At 68.8% G+C, this 18,710-nt stretch carries 19 protein-coding genes; 8 read left to right on the plus strand and 11 right to left on the minus strand.

Going from position 1 to position 18,710, the window contains the following annotated elements; genetic code table 11:
- Positions 1-60: 60 nt before the first annotated feature.
- Positions 61-1,305 (minus strand): ammonium transporter, encoded by a 1,245-nt coding sequence (locus ACSVC7_RS03290; RefSeq protein ID WP_448202596.1) that lies wholly within the window; start codon positions 1,303-1,305, stop codon positions 61-63.
- A 320-nt stretch (positions 1,306-1,625) separates the two neighbouring features.
- Entirely contained in the window at positions 1,626-2,513 is an 888-nt protein-coding gene (locus tag ACSVC7_RS03295) for a LysR substrate-binding domain-containing protein (protein ID WP_448202595.1), read from the minus strand.
- Between the two features lie 128 nt (positions 2,514-2,641).
- On the opposite strand from ACSVC7_RS03295, the gene ACSVC7_RS03300 reads away from it, so the two are divergent.
- On the plus strand, positions 2,642-3,841 hold the full coding sequence (locus ACSVC7_RS03300; protein ID WP_448202594.1) for an MFS transporter: 1,200 nt from the start codon (positions 2,642-2,644) through the stop codon (positions 3,839-3,841).
- Positions 3,842-3,918: 77 nt separating this feature from the next.
- On the opposite strand, the gene ACSVC7_RS03305 is transcribed toward ACSVC7_RS03300, so the two are convergent.
- The 5 genes from ACSVC7_RS03305 to ACSVC7_RS03325 form a co-directional block, all read right to left on the minus strand.
- The gene (locus ACSVC7_RS03305; RefSeq protein ID WP_448202593.1) at positions 3,919-4,611 is read right to left on the minus strand and encodes an MOSC domain-containing protein; all 693 of its coding nucleotides are present in this window, start codon (positions 4,609-4,611) and stop codon (positions 3,919-3,921) included.
- Positions 4,608-5,228 carry a DNA-3-methyladenine glycosylase family protein gene (locus ACSVC7_RS03310; protein WP_448202592.1) on the minus strand — a complete coding sequence of 207 codons (621 nt, stop codon included), beginning with the start codon at positions 5,226-5,228 and terminating at the stop codon, positions 4,608-4,610. Before ACSVC7_RS03310 ends, ACSVC7_RS03305 begins: the two co-directional genes overlap by 4 nt.
- Positions 5,229-5,423: 195 nt before the next feature.
- Entirely contained in the window at positions 5,424-5,666 is a 243-nt protein-coding gene (gene purS, locus ACSVC7_RS03315) for a phosphoribosylformylglycinamidine synthase subunit PurS (RefSeq protein ID WP_448202591.1), read from the minus strand.
- A 91-nt stretch (positions 5,667-5,757) separates the two neighbouring features.
- Positions 5,758-6,522: a phosphoribosylaminoimidazolesuccinocarboxamide synthase gene (gene purC, locus ACSVC7_RS03320; RefSeq protein WP_209766300.1), complete on the minus strand. Its 765-nt coding sequence runs from the start codon at positions 6,520-6,522 to the stop codon at positions 5,758-5,760.
- 123 nt (positions 6,523-6,645) lie between these two features.
- Entirely contained in the window at positions 6,646-7,419 is a 774-nt protein-coding gene (locus ACSVC7_RS03325) for an NRDE family protein (RefSeq protein ID WP_448202590.1), read from the minus strand.
- 155 nt (positions 7,420-7,574) lie between these two features.
- Here ACSVC7_RS03325 and ACSVC7_RS03330 point away from each other — a divergent pair, with 155 nt between their 5' ends.
- Entirely contained in the window at positions 7,575-7,895 is a 321-nt protein-coding gene (locus tag ACSVC7_RS03330; RefSeq protein WP_448202589.1) for a DUF1476 domain-containing protein, read from the plus strand.
- Between the two features lie 191 nt (positions 7,896-8,086).
- On the opposite strand, the gene ACSVC7_RS03335 is transcribed toward ACSVC7_RS03330, so the two are convergent.
- Both ACSVC7_RS03335 and purB read right to left on the minus strand, forming a co-directional pair.
- A complete protein-coding gene (locus tag ACSVC7_RS03335; RefSeq protein WP_448202588.1) occupies positions 8,087-9,064 on the minus strand; it encodes a heparin lyase I family protein in 978 nt (325 codons plus the stop codon).
- Positions 9,065-9,212: 148 nt separating this feature from the next.
- Entirely contained in the window at positions 9,213-10,508 is a 1,296-nt protein-coding gene (gene purB / locus ACSVC7_RS03340; protein ID WP_448202587.1) for an adenylosuccinate lyase, read from the minus strand.
- 279 nt (positions 10,509-10,787) lie between these two features.
- On the opposite strand from purB, the gene ACSVC7_RS03345 reads away from it, so the two are divergent.
- The 6 genes from ACSVC7_RS03345 to recN all read left to right on the plus strand — a co-directional run bounded on the left by ACSVC7_RS03345 (position 10,788) and on the right by recN (position 18,174).
- Entirely contained in the window at positions 10,788-12,821 is a 2,034-nt protein-coding gene (locus ACSVC7_RS03345; RefSeq protein WP_448202586.1) for a M24 family metallopeptidase, read from the plus strand.
- A 332-nt stretch (positions 12,822-13,153) separates the two neighbouring features.
- Positions 13,154-13,519: a chemotaxis response regulator CheY gene (locus tag ACSVC7_RS03350; protein WP_448202585.1), complete on the plus strand. Its 366-nt coding sequence runs from the start codon at positions 13,154-13,156 to the stop codon at positions 13,517-13,519.
- A 3-nt stretch (positions 13,520-13,522) separates the two neighbouring features.
- Positions 13,523-14,593 carry a protein phosphatase CheZ gene (locus ACSVC7_RS03355; RefSeq protein WP_448202584.1) on the plus strand — a complete coding sequence of 357 codons (1,071 nt, stop codon included), beginning with the start codon at positions 13,523-13,525 and terminating at the stop codon, positions 14,591-14,593.
- A gap of 137 nt (positions 14,594-14,730) precedes the next feature.
- Positions 14,731-15,456 carry a protein phosphatase CheZ gene (locus ACSVC7_RS03360; protein ID WP_448202583.1) on the plus strand — a complete coding sequence of 242 codons (726 nt, stop codon included), beginning with the start codon at positions 14,731-14,733 and terminating at the stop codon, positions 15,454-15,456.
- A gap of 220 nt (positions 15,457-15,676) precedes the next feature.
- Positions 15,677-16,495, plus strand: coding sequence for an outer membrane protein assembly factor BamD (locus ACSVC7_RS03365; RefSeq protein ID WP_448202830.1), 819 nt, complete (start codon positions 15,677-15,679; stop codon positions 16,493-16,495).
- Positions 16,496-16,503: 8 nt separating this feature from the next.
- Positions 16,504-18,174 carry a DNA repair protein RecN gene (recN, locus tag ACSVC7_RS03370; RefSeq protein ID WP_448202582.1) on the plus strand — a complete coding sequence of 557 codons (1,671 nt, stop codon included), beginning with the start codon at positions 16,504-16,506 and terminating at the stop codon, positions 18,172-18,174.
- Positions 18,175-18,181: 7 nt separating this feature from the next.
- Here recN and ACSVC7_RS03375 read toward each other — a convergent pair whose 3' ends face one another.
- Both ACSVC7_RS03375 and ACSVC7_RS03380 read right to left on the minus strand, forming a co-directional pair.
- A complete protein-coding gene (locus ACSVC7_RS03375; RefSeq protein WP_448202581.1) occupies positions 18,182-18,343 on the minus strand; it encodes a hypothetical protein in 162 nt (53 codons plus the stop codon).
- Between the two features lie 33 nt (positions 18,344-18,376).
- On the minus strand, positions 18,377-18,586 hold the full coding sequence (locus tag ACSVC7_RS03380) for a response regulator (RefSeq protein WP_448202580.1): 210 nt from the start codon (positions 18,584-18,586) through the stop codon (positions 18,377-18,379).
- Positions 18,587-18,710 lie beyond the last annotated feature (124 nt).

Here is an 18,710-nt window from a genome sequence, read left to right on the forward strand (position 1 = left end):
TAAAGGCCCGGCCTCGGCAAAGCAAGGGTTCCAACCCCGGTTTCAGGGTGAAAGAGCCCCTTATCGCAGCGCCGGAGCGTCCGCTTCGGGGTAGGCGCTGATCTGGTGCAGCGACAGGTCGGCGCCGCGGTGCTCCTCCTCGGCGTCCAGGCGGATGCCGACGGTCTTCTTCAGCACGCCGTAGACCAGGAGGCCGGCGAACAGGCCGAATCCGGCACCGCCCAGCGTGCCGACCGCTTGCGCCGGCAGCGACACGCCGCCCAGGCCGCCCAGCGACTCCTGCCCGAAGACGCCGGCCAGGATGCCGCCGGTCAGACCGCACAGGCCGTGCAGCGGCCACACGCCCAGCACGTCGTCGATCTTCCACTCGATCTGGATCTTGTTGAAGGCCCAGACGAACAGCACGCCGGCAAGGCCGCCGGTGATCAGCGCCCCCAGCGGGTGCATCACGTCCGACCCCGCGCAGACCGCGACCAGCCCGGCCAGCGCGCCGTTGTGCACGAAGCCCGGATCGTTGCGGCTGATGATCAGCGAGGTGACGATGCCGCCGACCATCGCCATCAGCGAGTTGATGGCGACGAGACCCGACACGCCGTCCAGCGTCTGCGCGCTCATCACGTTGAAGCCGAACCAGCCCACGGCCAGCACCCAGGCGCCCAGCGCCAGGAAGGGGATGTTCGACGGCGGGATGGCGACCAGCGTGCCGTTGTGGCGGTAGCGACCGCGCCGGTTGCCCAGCATCAGAACGGCACCCAGCGCCACCCAGCCGCCGAAGGCGTGCACGACGACCGACCCGGCGAAGTCGTGGAAGGGCTGGCCGAAGGTGGCGGTCATCCAATCCTGCAGGCCCAGCCGCGTTCCCCACACCGTGCCTTCCAGCGCCGGATAGAAGAAGGCGATCAGCAGCAGTGTCGCGCAGGCCTGCGGCCAGAACTTCGCGCGCTCCGCGATGCCGCCCGACACGATGGCCGGCACGGCGGCGGCGAAGGTCGCCAGGAAGAAGAACTTCACGAGGTCGTAGCCGTAGGCCGCAAAGCCGCCACCATTTTCAAGGGCGGAGCCCTTGCCGACCAGCGTCTTGGCGTCGGCGAAGAAGTCCACGCCATAGGCCACCGCATAGCCCACGAAGAAGTAGGCGATGGTCGACATGGCGAAGTCGGAGAGGATTTTCACCAGCGCGTTCACCTGATTTTTCTCACGGACCGTCCCGACCTCCAGCAATGCGAAGCCGCAATGCATGGCCAGCACCATCACGGCGCCGATGAGGATGAAGAGAACGTCTCCGCCGGTCTTCGCTGCACCCATTTTGCCCAAACCTTTAGCAGAATGCCCAAAAAGAGGGCAAACTGATACGAGATTAGGCAAAATTATGCAAGCTTTGAATCGCCGCTTTTGAAAGCAAACTGCGCGCGGGCAGGGCAAAAAGCAGGCAGGCCGCGTCCGGGCCTGTCCATGCCGCTGCAAGTCATATGCCGAACGCCCTCTCCCGCCCCGGGAGAGGGAAGGGATCCACGCGCCAGCGTGGGAAGGGTGAGGGTGCCGGCAAGGATCAAGGCGCTGATCCTCGCGCGACCCTCACCCGCCCGCCTTGCGGCGGGCACCCTCTCCCGGGGCGGGAGAGGGGGTTATCTCGCCGTCGTGGCGGCCTGCTCGCCCAGCCAGTCGCGGAACTCCGGCGCGTCGGTGCGGCCGCGGTGGCGGCTTTCCAGCAGGTAATAATGGCCGGAAACGACGCTTTCGGAGCCCAGCGGAGTCGTCAGGCGCCCGGTGGACAGGGGGCGTTCCACGAACAGCAGCGGCACCACCGCGACGCCCAGCCCGTCCTCGGCGGCCTGGATGGCAAAGTAGGTGTGGTCCACCTCCATCCGGCTGCGGAAGGCCTGAAGCTCCAGCCCATGGGCGGTGCACCAGGCGGGCCAGAGGTCGGTGCGGGCGCGGATGGTGATGATGGTCTGGGCGGTGAGGTCGGCGGGCTTGCGGATCGACGCCAGCCCCGGCAGCGACGGGCTGCACACCGGGGCGCAGCGCTCCGGCATCAGGGGCAGGGGCTTCAGCCCGGCGAAGTGGGCGGGGTCGCGGCGGATGGCGTAGTCGAAGCGCCGCGTCAGGTCGATCGTCTCCGGCGCCGTGGACAGCGACACCTCCAGCTCCGGAAAGCGGCGCTGGAACTGCGGCAGGCGCGGCAGAAGCCAGTGCATGGCGAAGGTGGGGATGCAGTCCACATGGACGGTCCGCCGCCCGCTGCCCTCCAAGACCGTGTCGGTGGCGTGCTGGATGTCCGCGAACAGCTCGGCGATCCGCGTGAAATAGCGCGCCCCGACCTCGGTCAGCCGCACCTGCCGCTGGCTGCGGTCGAACAGCGCGGTGCCGAGAAAGTCCTCCAGCGTGCGGATCTGCCGGCTGACCGCGCCGGGGGTGACGTGCAGCTCCTCCGCGGCGAGGCGGAAGCTGGAATGGCGCGCGGCGGCGACGAAGGCCCGCAGGGCGTTCAGCGGAGGCAGGCGGGACGGCATGGTTGAGTTTTTCTCAACAGTCGCCCGAAGACAAGTCGTTTGTCCGCCTCCGGCCCGCTGCCTATCGTGGCGCGTCTTCCGCTTCTACCTCTTCCGCTTCCAACCACTCCGCTTCCAACAGGGGCGCCATGCCGCACATCACCCGCAAGCTGGTCCTGATCCTGGGCGTGTCGCAGCTCGTGTGCTGGGGGATTTCCTATTACCTGATCGCGATCTTCGGGAACGCCATGGCGGCCGACCTGGGGGTCAGCCTCACGGTGGCGTATGGAGGCTTCACGGCCGCGCTGATGGTGATGGGGCTGACCTCCACCGTCATCGGCAAGGCCATCGACCGCTGGGGCGGGCGCCCCGTGATGGTCGCCGGGTCGGTGGTGTCGGCGGCCGGCTGCCTGGGGCTGGCGGCCTCGACGGGGCTGGTCGGCTACTACGCGTCCTGGCTGGTGCTGGGGCTCGCCATGCGGATGACGCTGTACGACGCGGCCTTCGCGGCGTTGGCCCGGCTGGGCGGCCCGCAGGCGCGGCGGCCGATCTCGCAGATCACGCTGCTGGGCGGGCTGGCCGCGACGACGCTCTGGCCGGTCGGGCGGTATCTGGCCGACGGGTTCGGCTGGCGCGGCGCGCTGTGTGCCTACGCCGTCTTCGCCCTGCTGACCATCCCGCTGCACGCCGCCATCCCGTCGGCCCGCTACCAGCGCGACCCGGCGCCGAACCCCGAACCGGGCACGCGGGACAGCGGCCGGCCGCGCGCGCCCGGTTCGGGGTTCGACGCCGGTGCTCCGGTGCTCTACGCCCTGATCGTCGCGGCGACCAGCGTGCTGGCCTCGGCCGTGTCGGCGCACCTGATCGGGCTGCTCACCGGGCTCGGCGTCGCGCCGATGGCGGCGGTGTGGATCGCAAGCTTGCGCGGCATCGGCCAGTCCTCCGCGCGGCTGTGCGAGGTGCTGTTCGGCGCGCGCCTGCCCCCGACCAGCCTGACCCTGCTGGCCTGGGCGGTGATGGTGCCGAGCTTCCTCATCGGCCTGCTGAGCGGGCAGTCGGTCGCGGCCGGAGTCGCCTTCGCGCTTCTGGTCGGGGCGGGCAACGGGCTGCTGACCATCGTGCGCGGCACGCTGCCGCTGGTCCTGTTCGACCCGCACACCTACGGCAGCACGGTCGGGCGCCTCGTCACGCCGAGCTTCTACGCCTCCGCCCTGGCGCCCATGGCCTACGCCGTCATCATCGAGCGGGCGGGGGAGGGCACCGCCCTGCTGCTGTCCGCCGCGCTGGCGGTGGTCGCGCTGGGGGCGTCCGTCGTCCTGCACCGGTCCTTTTCACGACAAACACCGTAGGTTGGGTTGAAACCCAACACTTGCCGCTGTGGGAGAATGTTGGGTTGCGCCTGCGGCTTAACCCAACCTACGAATTGTCACTCTTTGCCCTTCAGGCGGCCGTCCCAATCCTCCACCGCGTTGCGTTCCAGGCGGCGGGCGGCGAGGGTGCGCCAGCCCTGGGCCAGCACGGACAGCTCCGCCATCTCGGCCAGCGCGTCGCGGTTCATCGTGTCCACATAGAGGACGTGCAACAACCGCGCGAGCGACCAGTGCGGGTGCGGGCGGTCGATCAGGGACAGCCGGTCGCCGGGGGCGATCTCGCCCGTCTCCAGCACGCGATAATACCAGCCGGTGCGCCCGGTGGTCTGGACGCGCTTGGCCATGTCGGGCACGCCGAAGCGGTGGTTCAGCTTCCAGCAGGGCTGACGGGCCTGCGCCACCTCCAGCACCACGCCGCCGGCGCGGAAGCGGTCGCCGATGCAGACGTCGGCCTCCGTCAGGTCGCGCGTGGCGATGTTCTCGCCGAAGGCGCCGGGATTGCCCAGCAGGGGCACGGCGGTGCCCAGCTCCTCCCGCCAGACGGGGTGGTGGTCCAGCGGGTAGTGGTGGATCGCCTTGTCCCGTCCGCCGTGGTTCACGCGGTCGGCCTGCTCGTCGTCCAGGAAGCCGTCCGGACCCACGGCGCGCGGGCTGTCCACCGGCGTCTTGGCAATGGCGCTGCTGCGCCCCGCCGGGCCGAAGGGCGCGACCTTGCCCACGAGGACGGCGCGAATCTCAACGTCGGTCATGGCGTCTTCCGGGTCCTTACGGCCTGATCCTGGAGGGCGACATAGTGGTGCCACACGAGCTTGGCCGCAAGGCTGCGGTGCGGGCGCCAGGGCTCGGCCACGGCCATCAGCTGCGCCTGGGTCGGCTTCTCCGCCCAGCCCTTCAGCCGCTGCACGCCCAATTGGATGGCAAGGTCGCCCACCGGCCAGATGTCCGGCCGGCCCATCGCGGTCATCAGGTAGATCTCGGCGGTCCAGCGCCCGATGCCCTTCAGCTCGACGAGCGCGGCGATGGCCTCCTCGTCCTCCAGGCGCTCGACGGCGTCCACGTCGAAGCGTCCGTCCGCCACCGCCTGGGCGAGTCCGCGGGCGTAGCCGATCTTCTGGCGGGAGAAGCCGCAAGCGCGCAGGTCCTCGTCCGACAGGGCGAGGATGCTGTCCGGCGTGACGGCGCCGACCATGGCCTGGAGCTTGCCCCACAGCGCCACGGCGACCTTGGTGGAGAGCTGCTGCTCCATGACGATGCGCAGCAGGCCGGAAAAGCCGCCCGGCCGCGTGAAGTCGCGAACCAACGGCCCGCCGACGCGCAGCGATTCGGCGAAGATGGGATCAAGGGCGGTGAGGTGTTCGACGCTCATGACTGTACCCCTCTACTCCCTCTCCCCTCCGCTCACGCGCAAACGAAGTTTGCGCTGACGCGACAGGCGGACCTTTGGTCCGCCGAAAGCGGGGAGAGGGTCGGGGTGAGGGGGATGTCGGGGGACCGGAAGCTTGGGCAACGCTCGCCCCCCTCACCCTAACCCTCTCCCCGGAGGGGAGAGGGGATGGTCGACTTACGCCACCAGCTCGATCGCGTAGTCCTCGATGACGGTGTTGGCGAGCAGCTTGTTGCACATGGCCTCCACCTCCTTGCGGGCGGTGGCTTCGTCGGTGCTCTTCAGCTGAAGCTCGATGACCTTGCCGGCGCGGACGTCCTCGACGCCGTCGAAGCCCAGCGTGTGCAGCGCGTGCGCGATGGCCTTGCCCTGGGGGTCGAGAACGCCGCGCTTGAGGGTGACGTGAACCTTCGCCTTCATCGGATGTCCGCTCGCTTGATGTGCTTATTGGTGAGGGGGTGGATTGCTGAACCGCAGCCTTACTGAACCGCAGCCTTACTGGACCGCAGCCTTACTGAACCGTCTTGGGACCCTTGACGTCCACCGGGCCGCCTTCCGGCAGGATGCCCAGCCGGCGCGCGACCTCCTGGTACGCCTCCTCGACCTTGCCGAGGTCCTGGCGGAAGCGGTCTTTGTCCAGCTTCTCGTTGGTCTTGATGTCCCACAGGCGGCAGTTGTCGGGGCTGATCTCGTCCGCCAGGACGATGCGCATCTCCTCGTTCTCCCACAGGCGGCCGAACTCCAGCTTGAAGTCCACCAGCCGCAGGCCGATGCCGAGGAAGAGGCCCGACAGATAGTCGTTCACGCGGAGCGACAGCGCGACCATGTCGTCCAGGTCCTGCGGAGCCGCCCAGCCGAAGGCCGTGATGTGCTCCTCCGTGACCATGGGGTCGTTCAGCTCGTCCGACTTGTAATAGTATTCGATGATCGAGCGCGGCAGCGGTGTCCCCTCCGGGATGCCGAAGCGCTTGGACAGCGAGCCGGCGGCGACGTTACGCACGACCAGCTCGATGGGGATGATCTCGACCTCGCGCACCAGCTGTTCGCGCATGTTCAGGCGGCGAACGAAATGCGTGGGCACGCCGATTTCCGACAAGCGGCTCATCAGGTATTCGGAGATGCGGTTGTTCAGCACCCCTTTGCCGGTGATGATGCCCTTCTTCTGGTTGTTGAAGGCGGTCGCGTCGTCCTTGAAGTACTGCACCAGGGTGCCGGGCTCCGGCCCTTCGAACAGGACCTTCGCCTTGCCTTCATAGATGCGCCGGCGTCGTGTCATGAGAGATCGTCCAAAAACGTGTAGCCTGGGCGGGCGGTGACCGGTCCAGGGATATGCACGAGTGATATAGCAAGCTGGCCCAGGGAACACAATGAGCGGGGGGAGACCCAGCCCGGAGTAGCGTCATTCCAGGTCCACGGGCGTGAACGGCGCCTCGTGCGGCCGCCCGGCGGCGAAATGCCAGACGGGATCCAGCTCCGGCCGGTCGACCGCGGGCAGGGCGAGCAGGGAGCTGGACACCGTGCCGAAGCCGGTCGGCAACAGGAAGTTCATGGCTCCGCGCTCCCCGCGCTCGCCGTCCCAGATGCGGCTCGCCAGCAGGTCCGGCCAGCCGCCCCAGCCGTCCTTGTTCGGGCCGGCATCCGGGTCGGGCGGGGCGGCGTGGCGGAACAGGGGCAGATATTGCGCCTGGCGCGGGTCGTCGGTGTCGTCCAGGTCGAGCGCGGTGATCATGTGCACGCCGTCGGGAATCTCCACCACCTCCGGCCGGTTGCGGGAGGAAGGGCCGCGGTGGACGATCAGCCGCGCGTCGCGGTTGTCGGCGATCAGCAGGTTGAAGGGCCGGTAGGCCCGCGTGTCGAGCTGCGCCAGGGCCAGCGCCGCCTCCGCCGCGTCGGCGTGGTCCAGCGCCTCCAGCACCAGCTCCCCGCGCGACCGCTTGCCGGCCTCCGGCCCCAGCGTGCCCATGCGGTTCAGGATGGCGGCCACCACCCCCTCGTCGTTCAGCCCCATCCAGGACCCGCCGGCCAGCTCGTCCAGGCCGGCGACCACGTTCGGCCGGTCCGGCCAGTGGCGCCCCGGCGGCAGCCAGGGTCGGCCGGCCATTTCATCCCGGTTGGCGGCGACGATCAGGGGCCAGGTTGCGTCCGGTCGTCGCAGGAGGATCACGCTGCACATGGGAAACCTTGCCTTCCGCCTTCCTCAGGGGTATGCCGCCGCACGCCGGATCCGCCAAATGGACGGTGCGGTTGGGGCGATGACGATGCCCGGCGCACCGGCTATATAGTCTTGTATCTGGGAGCGCAAAACCAATCCAAGGAGCCTGGGTCCCCATGACGACCTTCGACGAGCGCGAGAGGGCCTTCGAAAACAAGTTCCAGCACGATCAGGACCTGCTCTTCAGGATTCGTGCACGCCGTGACCGGCTGGCCGGCCTGTGGGCGGCCAATCTGCTGGGCTTGGCGGGGGCCGAGGCCGACGCCTATGTCCGCCACATCATCGACACCGACATCGGCTCGGCCGGCCCGCACGACATCCGCGAGCGCCTGTCCTCCGACCTGCACGCCAAGGGCATCGACATCTCCGACCACCGCGTGGAACGGGAGCTGGAGCGCCTGCTCGACGTCGCCCGCCAGCAGGTGCACGCGGAGTAAGGTGGACGTCTGGTGAGGAATGAGAAAAGGCCCGGTGCGGGGAGCGCCGGGCCTTTGTCGTTTTCTCGTTTGAGAACAGGGCGCATTGCCCCCTCCCTAACCCTCCCCCGCTGGGCGGTGGAGGGGACTAAATTTCCCTCTCCTGCGAAGCGGGGGAAGGGTGGGGGCAACGCGGCGGCAGGCCGGGGCCACTACTCCAACGTGCTCCGCGCTTCGCCCTGGGCGAATTCGCCCTGGACGCCGCGGTTCAGGCCGGTGGCGACCTCTTCGAAGCCGATGCCGCGCGTGAAGGAATCGATGGACGCGGCGGTGCTGTAGGGGGCCTCGTCCCGGTAGGGGCCGAACTTGAAATACTGCTTGCCGGCGCTGGCGTAGCCGATGCGGCCGATGGCCCGCGCGATCATCGTGCCGTTGGCCCAGACCTCCACGATGCCGTCCGTCCCGGCGGAGCCTTTCACGTGATAGACCAGATCGGTCCAGGCTTCGAAGGGCGAGGGCAGGGGGGCGAAGCGCTGCACCACCACGTCGGTCTGGCAGGGCTCGCCGGTGGTCAGGTCCACGCTGTCGGCCTGCGGCGCCGGCTCGTTCTGGTAGGCGAGCAGGACGCGGCACTCGTTGCCGTTCGGGGCGTCCTGCTGGAAGGTGACGTGGAAGTTCCGGTTGACGAAGCGTTGCGCCAGGAAGGGGCTCTTGCCGCCGGTCTGCTTCCACTGGCCGATCACCAGCCGGCGGTTGTCGTCCGTCGGCACCGTGCCGTCCACGCGCATGCTGAAGCCGTACCAGACCTCCGTCCCGAAGGGCAGGCGGGCCTTCGACGGCTCCCACATCTCGGCGCGTTCGGTCTCGCCGTCCTCATAGGCGGCGGTCGGGTCCTTGGGGTCGAGGCAGGCGGGCGACGGGCGGTCGCCCGGTTCGGGCTTGGAGTGTTCCGGGGCCTTCCCCCGGGGGAACACCTCCAGCCGCGCGGCCCAGGTTCCGTCGCGACCGGCGCCCTTCCGGGCCGCGATGATGTTTTCGTGCCGGTGGCAGGGCGTCAGGACCCCGCTGGCCAGCCGTCCGCTCTGGAAATCCTGCCGCAGGACCAGATTGTCCGCCGCCGTGGCAGGCAAGGCGGCGGGCAAGGCGAAGGCGATGCCGGTTACCAGCACCGCCGCGATCGAACGCTTCACGGCAACCCCCCATTCCATAGCACTGCCGAAGCAATGTCCCCGGTCTATGGTTTAGGGTGCGGATGGTTGCGAAGCCGTTTACACGGCGCCTGCGGGTTGTGACCTTTTCGGGACCACAGCCCGCGGCGCGATCAAGGTTCTGTGACGTTTACTCGCCGAACACGCGCTTGAAGATCGTGTCGACGTGCTTGGTGTGGTAGGCCATGTTGAACATGGGCTCCAGCTTGTCGCGGGAGATGTGCTTGGCCACGTCGGCGTCGGCGGCCAGCAGGTCGAGGAAGCTGCCGCCCTTTTCCCACACCTGCATGGCGTTGCGCTGCACCGCCTTGTAGCTGTCCTCGCGGCTCATCCCGGCCTGGGTGAGCGCCAGCAGCACGCGCTGCGAGAAGACCAGCCCGCCCAGGTCGTCCAGGTTCTTCTGCATGCGCTCCGGATAGACGACCAGCTTGTCCATCATGCCGGTCAGGCGGGCCAGCGCGAAGTCCAGCGTGACGGTGGCGTCCGGGCCGATCATGCGCTCGACCGAGGAGTGGGAGATGTCGCGCTCGTGCCACAGCGCCACGTTCTCCAGCGCCGGCACGACGGCGGAGCGGACGATGCGGGCGAGGCCCGTCAGGTTCTCCGACAGCACCGGGTTGCGCTTGTGCGGCATGGCCGACGAGCCCTTCTGACCCGGATGGAAATACTCCTCCGCCTCGCGCACCTCGGTGCGCTGCAGGTGGCGGATTTCCGTGGCGAGATTCTCGATGGACGAGGCGATGACGCCCAGCACCGAGAAATAGAAGGCGTGGCGGTCGCGCGGGATCACCTGGGTGGACACCGGCTCCGGCGTCAGGCCCATCTTGGCGGCGACATACTCCTCGACGTGCGGGTCGATGTTGGCGAAGGTGCCGACCGCGCCGGAGATGGCGCAGGTTGCGATGTCCTGGCGCGCCGCCAGCAGACGCTCGCGCCCGCGGGCGAAGGCGGCGTAGTGGCCGGCCAGCTTCAGGCCGAAGGTGGTCGGCTCGGCGTGGATGCCGTGGCTGCGGCCGATGGTGACGGTGTTCTTGTGCTCATAAGCGCGGCGCTTCAGTACGGCCAGCAGCTTGTCCATGTCCTCCAGCAGCAGGTCGGCGGCCTGGGTCATCTGCACGGCGAGGCAGGTGTCCAGCACGTCCGACGAGGTCATGCCCTGGTGGACGAAGCGCGCCTCCGGACCGACATATTCGGCGAGGTTGGTCAGGAAGGCGATGACGTCGTGGCGGGTTTCCCGCTCGATCTCGTCGATGCGGTCGATCTCCCACTTGCCGCGCTCCCACACGGCGGCGGCGGCCTCCTTCGGGATGACCCCCAGCTGGGCCTGCGCGTCGCAGGCGTGCGCCTCGATCTCGAACCAAATGCGGAACCGGTTCTCCGGCTCCCAGATGCGGGACATTTCGGGGCGGGTGTAGCGGGGGATCATCGGCACTCTCCGGGGATGACGGACCTGAGCCCGGGCGAACGGGCACGGGCGAATCGGACTGCGGGCGAATCGGGCAGGGGCGGTCCATGCCCGCGACGCGCGCGGGACCATAACCGTGCGCGTCGGCGCTGCAAAGCCCTCCCGGACGGGGAAAAGGGCATTTTTCGACGAAAGGACGTTCCGGCGGCGGGGCTTCTATGCCCTTTCCCCCGCTTGCGCGCCGAAGCCGGCCTGCCTAGCCTGTCCGCATCGGCTTTACCGGACTTGAGGAAACGGCACGTGTCCAGCGCGCACCACTCCACGGGCGCTTCGCACGACGAAGCTTTGGCGCAACTGCTGAGCCGGGCGGGCATCCCCCGCTCGCCCGCGGAGATCCGCGATCTGGTGAGGGGCGTGCTGGCCGCCCCGGAGGGGGTGGACCCCGACGCGTGGCTCGTCCTGGTCGGCGAAAACCTGCCGGAAGAGCTGGCCACCCGGCTCCGCGCGCTGAAGGCGGAGATGGCCTCCGTTCCCGCTGCCGCCAACACCGATTCCGCCGCCCGCCTCGCCGCGCTGCGCGGCATGCTGAAGCGGCGCGAGCTGGACGGCTTCATCGTCCCGCGCGGCGACGAGCATCAGGGCGAATACGTTCCTCCGCGCGCCCAGCGGCTGGCGTGGCTGACCGGCTTCACCGGCTCGGCGGGCCAGGCGGTGGTCGGGCAGGAGCGCGCGGCGATTTTCGTGGACGGCCGCTACACCCTCCAGGTCCAGGCGGAGGTGCCGTCGGCGCTCTATGAATACAGGCACTTCGTCGAGGATCCTCTGGTCGACTGGGCGGCGGATGCGCTGCCCAAGGGCGGGCGCGTCGGTTACGACCCGTGGCTGCACACCGCCGGCTGGGTGGAAAAGACCCGCCAGCAGTTCGAGCGCGCCGGTCTGGCCCTGGTGCCCTGTTCCGACAACCCGCTCGACGCCGTGTGGCCGGACCAGCCGCCGCCGCCGCTCGCCCCGGTGACGGTGCAGGACGTGGCCTTCGCCGGCGCCTCCGCCGCCGACAAGAGGGCGCGCATCGCCGGGGATCTGGCGAAGGCCGGCGCTGGCGCGGTGGTGCTGACCCAGCCCGATTCCATCGCGTGGCTTCTGAACCTGCGCGGCGCCGACGTGCCCTGCACGCCGCTGCCCCTGTCCTTCGCGATCCTGAAGGAGGACGGCGCGGTGGAGCTGTTCATCGACCGCCGCAAGCTGGCGCCGGGCGTGGAGGCGCATCTCGGCAACGAGGTCGCCGTGCGCGGGCCGGAGGAGCTGGGCGCGGCGCTCGACGCGCTGGGGCAGGGCGGGCGCAAGGTGATGGCCGACCCGGCCTCCACCTCCGCCTGGATCTTCGACCGGCTGCACCGGGCCGGCGCCACGGTGGTGCGGGAGGCGGACCCCTGCGCGCTGCCCAAGGCCTGCAAGAACGAGGCGGAGCTGAACGGCGCCCGCGCCGCGCACCAGCGCGACGGGGCCTCGCTCGTCCGCTTCCTGCACTGGCTGTCGCAGGAGGCGCCGAAGGGCACCGTCACCGAGGTTGCGGCGGCCGAGCGGCTGTACGCCTTCCGCCGCGGCAACGAGCGGTTCCGCGGCCTCAGCTTCGAGACCATCTCCGGCGCCGGCCCGAACGGCGCCATCGTCCATTACCGCGTGTCGGAGGCGACCGACCGCCGGCTGGAGCCGGGCAGCCTGTTCCTGCTGGACAGCGGCGCCCAGTATCAGGACGGCACCACGGACGTGACGCGCACCATCGCCATCGGCACCCCGACTCCGGAAATGAAGGAGCGCTACACCCTCGTCCTGAAGGGCCACATCGCGGTCAGCACCGCGCGCTTCCCCCGCGGCACCACCGGATCGCAGCTCGACGCGCTGGCCCGGCTGCCGCTGTGGATGGCGGGGCTGGACTACGACCACGGCACCGGCCACGGGGTGGGCAGCTATCTGTCGGTGCACGAGGGGCCGCAGCGCATCTCCAAGGTCGGCAACAGCGTGGCGCTCCAGCCCGGCATGATCCTGTCGAACGAGCCCGGCTACTACAAGACCGGCGCCTACGGCATCCGCATCGAGAATCTGGTCGTCGTCCAGCCGCTCGACATGCCCATGGCGGAGCGGCCGATGCTGGGGTTCGAGGTGCTGACGCTGGCCCCCATCGACCGCAACCTGATCGAGCCGACCCTGCTGACGCCGGAGGAGATCACCTGGCTGAACGCCTACCACGACCGGGTGCGCGAGTCCCTGACCCCGCTTTTGGAGCCGGAGGTGGCGGGCTGGCTGCTTCAGGCAACCTCGCCGATCATCGTCTGACGCCCCCGCTCGGCTTTTTGGCGATATATCACAGCCCGCAAACCGTGGGGTGGCAAAACATCCCGTGCGTTGGGGCGTGAAATCTGGCAAGGTCCCCGCCGACGCACGGCCTGCCCGTCCGGGGTAACCCATCGCGCGAAGACCGCTTCCGCCGTGGTTGGTTAACCCGAAATTTACGAGCATGGCGCAATGTGTCGCAGAAGGATGACTTTTCGGCAGACTTAGGGCATCACAGTCGGAACCAGTCCTCGACCGCCGCGCGTGCGCCTTGCGCCGGGGCGGGCAGAGCGTCGGGCCGGGGCCTAGCAACGGAAGAATGCGGAGACGCGTAGATGAAGATCCTTGTCGTCGATGACTACGCCACCATGCGGCGCATCGTTCGCAACCTCCTGACCCAGATCGGTTACACGGACATCGACGAAGCCGGCGATGGCGTCTCCGCCCTCGCGAAGCTGCGCGAAAGCAAGTTCGGCCTCATCATCTCCGACTGGAACATGGAGCCGATGACCGGCCTGCAACTCCTGAAGGAGATCCGCGCCGACGCCAAGCTCGCCCCGATCCCGTTCATCATGGTCACCGCCGAAAGCAAGACCGAGAACGTGATCGCCGCCAAGCAGGCCGGCGTGAACAACTACATCGTCAAGCCCTTCAACGCCGACACGCTGAAGCAGAAGATCCAGGCCGTCATCGGCGGGTAAGGAGTGGCCGGCTTGGAACAGCTTCCGCAGCTTTCCGAGGAAGAGTTCGACCAGATCGAGGAGGCGATCGCCCGCACGACCAAAGGGCGCGCCTTCCTTCGCCGCTTCCACCGCCGGGCTCACGGGGCCGCGGCGGAGGAAGTGCGCAAGATGCTCGTTGAGTTTCGCAATTCCTGGCAACGGCAGAGCGAAGTGGTCGAAGCGGCCAAGCACGTCGAGGTGCTGCGGCGCGAGCTGATGGAGATGGCCGCCTCCATCGAACAGGCGCGGCGAGAGGTCGCAGCCCTGCGTCCGCCCGATGGTGGCGGCGACAAGATCACGTCCGCCACGAACGAGCTGGACGCCATCGTCATCTCCACCGAGCGGGCCTCCTTTGAGATTCTGAACGCCGCCGAACGGCTGATGGATCTGTCCAGCAAGCTGCGCGCGGATGGCGCCGACGCCGGCCTGTGCGGCGAGATCGAGGGGGAGGTGACCAACATCTTCACCGCCTGCTCGTTCCAGGACCTGACCGGCCAGCGCACCAGCAAGGTCGTGAACGCGCTCCGTTACATCGAGCAGCGCGTCAACGCGATGATCAACATCTGGGGCGTCGACAAGCTCGCCGGGATCGCCGTCCACGACGAGAACACCGACACCCGTCCGGACGCGCACCTGCTGAACGGGCCGCAGCTCGAAGGGCTGGGCGTCAGTCAGGCCGATGTCGACAGCATGTTCGACAGCCCGGCCGTGGCCGCCCCGCCGCCGGCCCCTGAACCGGCTCCCGCGCCGGCCCCCGCCGCCGGCGTGCAGTCCAGTCAGGCGGACATCGACAGCCTGTTCGACAGCCCGGCCCCAGCTCCAGCCCCAACCCCGGCTCCCGTCCAGGCCAGCCAGGCCGACATCGACAGCATGTTCGACGCGCCGGCACCGCCCCCGCCGCCCGCCAAGAAGCCGGTGCCCAAGCCGCCGTCCGCTGCGGCCAAGCCCGTGCCGAAGCCGGCGCCCAAGCCCGCGGCTCCGCCCCCGCCACCCGCGGCGGACGAGCCGCCCACGCCGCTCGATCAGGCCGCCATCGACGCGCTGTTCGGGTAAGGGGCGTAAATCTTCAGGCGAAAGATTGACTAAAGTTTGATATGAAGACTGTGGCCCGCCGGGGCTTCTTCAACCCCGGCGGGGAGTGCTGATCAAGGCGGCCCGACGCGCCGCCCTTCCGGAAAGGCGGAGCCTGCATGAGGAACTTCTCGAAGCCCTTCATGGCCGAGATTCAGAAGGCCCGCCGCAACGGCAGTCCGTTTCAGGTTCCCTCCGACGAAGTGATCGCCGCCCCGGCCCTGCCGTCCGGCCCGGTGACCGTGGACCACAGCGAGGTCATCCGCGCCATCGGCGACCTGGGCGCGAAGCTCGACCGCTTCCTGACCATGGACGCCAAGCAGATCGACCAGATCCAGGTCGAGATCGCCGACATCTCCGGGCGGATCAAGGCGACCAAGGTGGAAATGGCGGCCATCCGCCACCCGCTGGCCGGCGACGACAAGTTCCAGCAGGCCTCGCAGGAGCTGAACGCCGTCGTCTCCGCGACGGAGGCCGCCACCAACACCATCATGGCCTGCGCCGAAGAGCTGGAAGAGGTCGTTCACGAGCTGAAGTCGTCGTTGCCGGAGGGCTATCACAACGACCGCGTCAACGACATGAACGAGATCATCGTCCGCATCTACGAGGCCTGCAACTTCCAGGACCTGACCGGCCAGCGCATCACCAAGGTCGTCCGCGCCCTCACCTTCATCGAGGAGCGCGTCGATGCCATGATGAGCCACTGGAACAAGCGCGAATTCGAGGCGATGCCCCTGCCGCCCACCGTCACCAAAATGGACGAAAGCCTGGAGCTGCACGGCCCCAGCGAGGCGCAGGAACTGGGCAACATCAGCCAGGCCGACATCGACGCCCTGTTCGCATAAGCCGCTGTTTCTCCCTCTCCCCTCCGGGGAGAGGGTCGGGGTGAGGGGGATGTCGGGGGACGGGGGAGTTCGGCAATGGCGGGACCCCCTCACCTTAACCCTCTCCCCAGAGGGGAGAGGGGACCGAGAACGCCCCATCCCATTTCCTTCACCAAGCGGCTTGCCGCATCGTCGGCCCCGCGTGCTATATAGGGGCAAACCTGGAAGCAGTATGACGACCATGCCCCCGCGCCTTACCCGCCTGCCGCTTGCGGCCCTCCTCCTCGCCTCCGCGCTGTCCGCCTGTTCCTCCACGAAAGAGGATGTGGCCTACGTCGAGCGTCCGGCCGAGCAGATCTACCAAGAGGCCGACGCCGCCATGCGGGACGAGCGGTTCAAGACGGCCGCCAAGCTGTTCGACGAGGTGGAGCGCCAGCACCCCTATTCGGAATGGGCCGGCAAGGCGCAGATCATGGCCGCCTACGCCCATTACCAGGACCTGAAGTACGACGACGCCATCCTGGCGCTCGACCGCTACATCCAGCTGCATCCGGGCAGCAAGGACGTCGCCTACGCCTATTACATGCGGGCGCTGTCCTACTACGAGCAGATCACCGACGTGCGCCGCGACCAGCGCATGACGCGTCGGGCGCTCGACGCCCTGTCGGAGGTGGTGCGCCGCTTCCCGGACACGCAGTATGCCCGCGACGCCAAGATCAAGATCGACCTGACCAACGACCACCTCGCCGGCAAGGAGATGGAGGTCGGGCGGTTCTACCTGAACCAGGGTCAGTACACGGCGGCCATCGGCCGGTTCCGCACGGTGATTGAAAACTACCAGACCACCTCCCATGTGCCGGAAGCTCTGCACCGCCTGGTGGAGTGCTATCTGGCGCTGGGCGTCACCGACGAGGCGAAAACCGCCGCCGCCGTGCTCGGCCACAACTTCCCCGGCAGCGAATGGTACACGGACAGCTACGCACTGCTGGTGGACGCCAACGTGCGTCCGGAGCGAAACGAGAAGTCTTGGATCAGCAAAGCCTGGAGCTCCCTGTTCTAGGTCGATCCGTGCTGGCGTCGCTGACGATCCGGGACGTCGTCCTGATCGAACGGCTGGGGCTGGGCTTCCGCAAGGGCCTCTGCGTGCTGACCGGCGAGACCGGCGCGGGCAAGTCCATCCTGCTTGACGCGCTGGGGCTCGCGCTGGGCGCGCGCGCCGATTCGGGCCTCGTCCGCCACGGCGCCGACCAAGCGTCGGTGACGGCGGAGTTCGAGCTGTCCGGCGACCACCCGGCTCTTGAGATCCTGAAGGAACAGGGCCTCGACCCCGAGGAACGTCTGGTCGTCCGGCGGACCGTCAGCGCCGACGGCCGCAGCCGCGCCTGGGTCAACGATCAGGCGGTGGGCGTCGGCCTGCTGAAGCGCCTGGGCGAGGAGCTGGTGGAGGTCCACGGCCAGTTCGACACCCACGGCCTGCTGAACCCGCAGACCCACCGCGGCGTGCTCGACGCCTATGCCGGGCTGTCCGCGCAGGCCGCGCAGGTCGCCGCCGCCCACCGGGCGTGGCGTCAGGTGGAGGACGCGCGCGCCAACGCCGCCGCCGAGATCGCCCGCGCCCGCTCCGAGGAGGAATATCTCCGCCACGCCGTGGCCGAGCTGGACGCCCTGGCGCCCAAGCCCGGCGAGGAGGAGGAACTGGCCGAGACCCGCGCCGTGCTGATGCACCGCGAGAAGCTGGTCGACGCCATGAACTCCGCCTACGGCGAGCTGTCCGGCGAACGCGGGGTGGAACGCGCCCTGTCCTCGGCCATCCGCACGCTCAGCCGCATCGCCGACAAGGCCGGCGGCAAGCTGGACCCGGTCATATCAGCGCTCGACCGCGCCGCGACCGAGGCGGGGGAGGCCATCGCCGCGCTCCAGGCCGCGTCCGCCGACGTGGACATGGACCCGCAGGCCCTGGAAAAGCTGGAGGAGCGCCTGTTCGCGCTGCGCGCCGCCGCCCGCAAGCACGGGGTGGACGTGGACGCGCTGGCGGCACTCCGCAAGGACATGGCCGACCGCCTGCTGCTGATCGAGGACCAGGGCGACCTGCTGAGCCGCCTTGCCAAGGAGGCCGAAGCCGCCCGCGACGCCTACCGCAAGGCCGCCGAGGCGCTGAGCCGCGCGCGGCAGGAGGCCGCCGGCCGCCTCGACACGGCGGTCGCCACCGAACTGACCCCGCTGAAGCTGGACAAGGCGAAGTTCCGCACGCTGGTCGAGCCGCTGGCCGACGAATCGGACTGGACGGCGGCCGGCATGGACCGCGTTGCCTTCCAGGTCGCCACCAACCCCGGCTCCCCGCCGGGGGCGCTGAACAAGATCGCGTCGGGCGGCGAGCTGGCGCGCTTCATGCTGGCGCTGAAGGTGGTGCTGGCCCAGACCTCCACCGTGGGCACGCTGGTGTTCGACGAGGTGGACACCGGCATCGGCGGCGCCGTCGCCGCCGCGGTGGGGCAGCGGCTGGAAACGCTCGGCCACGGCCTCCAGGTGCTGGTGGTCACCCACAGCCCGCAGGTCGCCGCGCGCGGCTCCACCCACCTGAAGGTGCAGAAGTCGGTGAAGGGCGAGCAGGTGACGACCGGTGTGGTCGAACTGGACGGCGACGACCGCCGCGAGGAAATCGCCCGCATGCTCTCCGGCGCCACCATCACCGCCGAAGCCCGCGCGGCGGCGGACAGCCTGATCGCGGGGCGCGGGTAGGGCCGCGCTACACCTGGAACCCCAATCCCTTCGACAGGGCGGCGCGTAGGCCATCCTGGGTGAAGGGCTTGGGGACGATGTCCACGATCCCCAGGCGGCGGGCCGATTCCAGTACCCGTTCGCGAACGTCGTCGTCGGCCATCTTGGGGTCGGCGGTGATGAAGATCACCGGCAGCTGCCGGTCTTTCAGGCGCGGGTTCTTCTAAACGCTGGAGCAGAAGGACAGGCCGTCCATCGGCTCCATGTGCCAGTCGCTGATGACCGCGTCGATGTCGTCGCGCTTCTTCAGAATGCCCAGCGCTTCCTGGCCGTTGGCGGCCATGACGACCTCGCGCATCTTCAAGCCGAGCAATTGCTGGCGGACGATGGCGCGGATGGCGGAAGAGTCTTCCACCAGCAGAATGTTGAACATGGCAAAGGTCTCTGGGCGGAGGTCTCTGGGCGGAGGTCTCTGGGCGGAGGTCTCGGGAGCTGTAACACCACCCTCTTTCCTGCAATTTGATACAAATTGCGACGCGCATAATGTCGCGGGATTT

This window comes from Azospirillum mesophilum (assembly GCF_053470405.2).

What these genes read in the sequence shown, in the direction of transcription:
- ACSVC7_RS03310 (WP_448202592.1), bottom strand. Translation starts at nt 5,228, where the DNA reads ATGAGCGTCGAACACCTCACCGCCCTTGATCCCATCTTCGCCGAATCG.
- ACSVC7_RS03305 (WP_448202593.1), bottom strand. Translation starts at nt 4,611, where the DNA reads ATGACCGACGTTGAGATTCGCGCCGTCCTCGTGGGCAAGGTCGCGCCC.
- ACSVC7_RS03380 (WP_448202580.1), bottom strand. Translation starts at nt 18,586, where the DNA reads ATGTTCAACATTCTGCTGGTGGAAGACTCTTCCGCCATCCGCGCCATC.
- ACSVC7_RS03350 (WP_448202585.1), top strand. Translation starts at nt 13,154, where the DNA reads ATGAAGATCCTTGTCGTCGATGACTACGCCACCATGCGGCGCATCGTT.
- ACSVC7_RS03330 (WP_448202589.1), top strand. Translation starts at nt 7,575, where the DNA reads ATGACGACCTTCGACGAGCGCGAGAGGGCCTTCGAAAACAAGTTCCAG.
- ACSVC7_RS03360 (WP_448202583.1), top strand. Translation starts at nt 14,731, where the DNA reads ATGAGGAACTTCTCGAAGCCCTTCATGGCCGAGATTCAGAAGGCCCGC.
- ACSVC7_RS03300 (WP_448202594.1), top strand. Translation starts at nt 2,642, where the DNA reads ATGCCGCACATCACCCGCAAGCTGGTCCTGATCCTGGGCGTGTCGCAG.
- ACSVC7_RS03295 (WP_448202595.1), bottom strand. Translation starts at nt 2,513, where the DNA reads ATGCCGTCCCGCCTGCCTCCGCTGAACGCCCTGCGGGCCTTCGTCGCC.
- purC (WP_209766300.1), bottom strand. Translation starts at nt 6,522, where the DNA reads ATGACACGACGCCGGCGCATCTATGAAGGCAAGGCGAAGGTCCTGTTC.
- ACSVC7_RS03290 (WP_448202596.1), bottom strand. Translation starts at nt 1,305, where the DNA reads ATGGGTGCAGCGAAGACCGGCGGAGACGTTCTCTTCATCCTCATCGGC.
- purB (WP_448202587.1), bottom strand. Translation starts at nt 10,508, where the DNA reads ATGATCCCCCGCTACACCCGCCCCGAAATGTCCCGCATCTGGGAGCCG.
- ACSVC7_RS03365 (WP_448202830.1), top strand. Translation starts at nt 15,677, where the DNA reads ATGCCCCCGCGCCTTACCCGCCTGCCGCTTGCGGCCCTCCTCCTCGCC.
- ACSVC7_RS03325 (WP_448202590.1), bottom strand. Translation starts at nt 7,419, where the DNA reads ATGTGCAGCGTGATCCTCCTGCGACGACCGGACGCAACCTGGCCCCTG.
- purS (WP_448202591.1), bottom strand. Translation starts at nt 5,666, where the DNA reads ATGAAGGCGAAGGTTCACGTCACCCTCAAGCGCGGCGTTCTCGACCCC.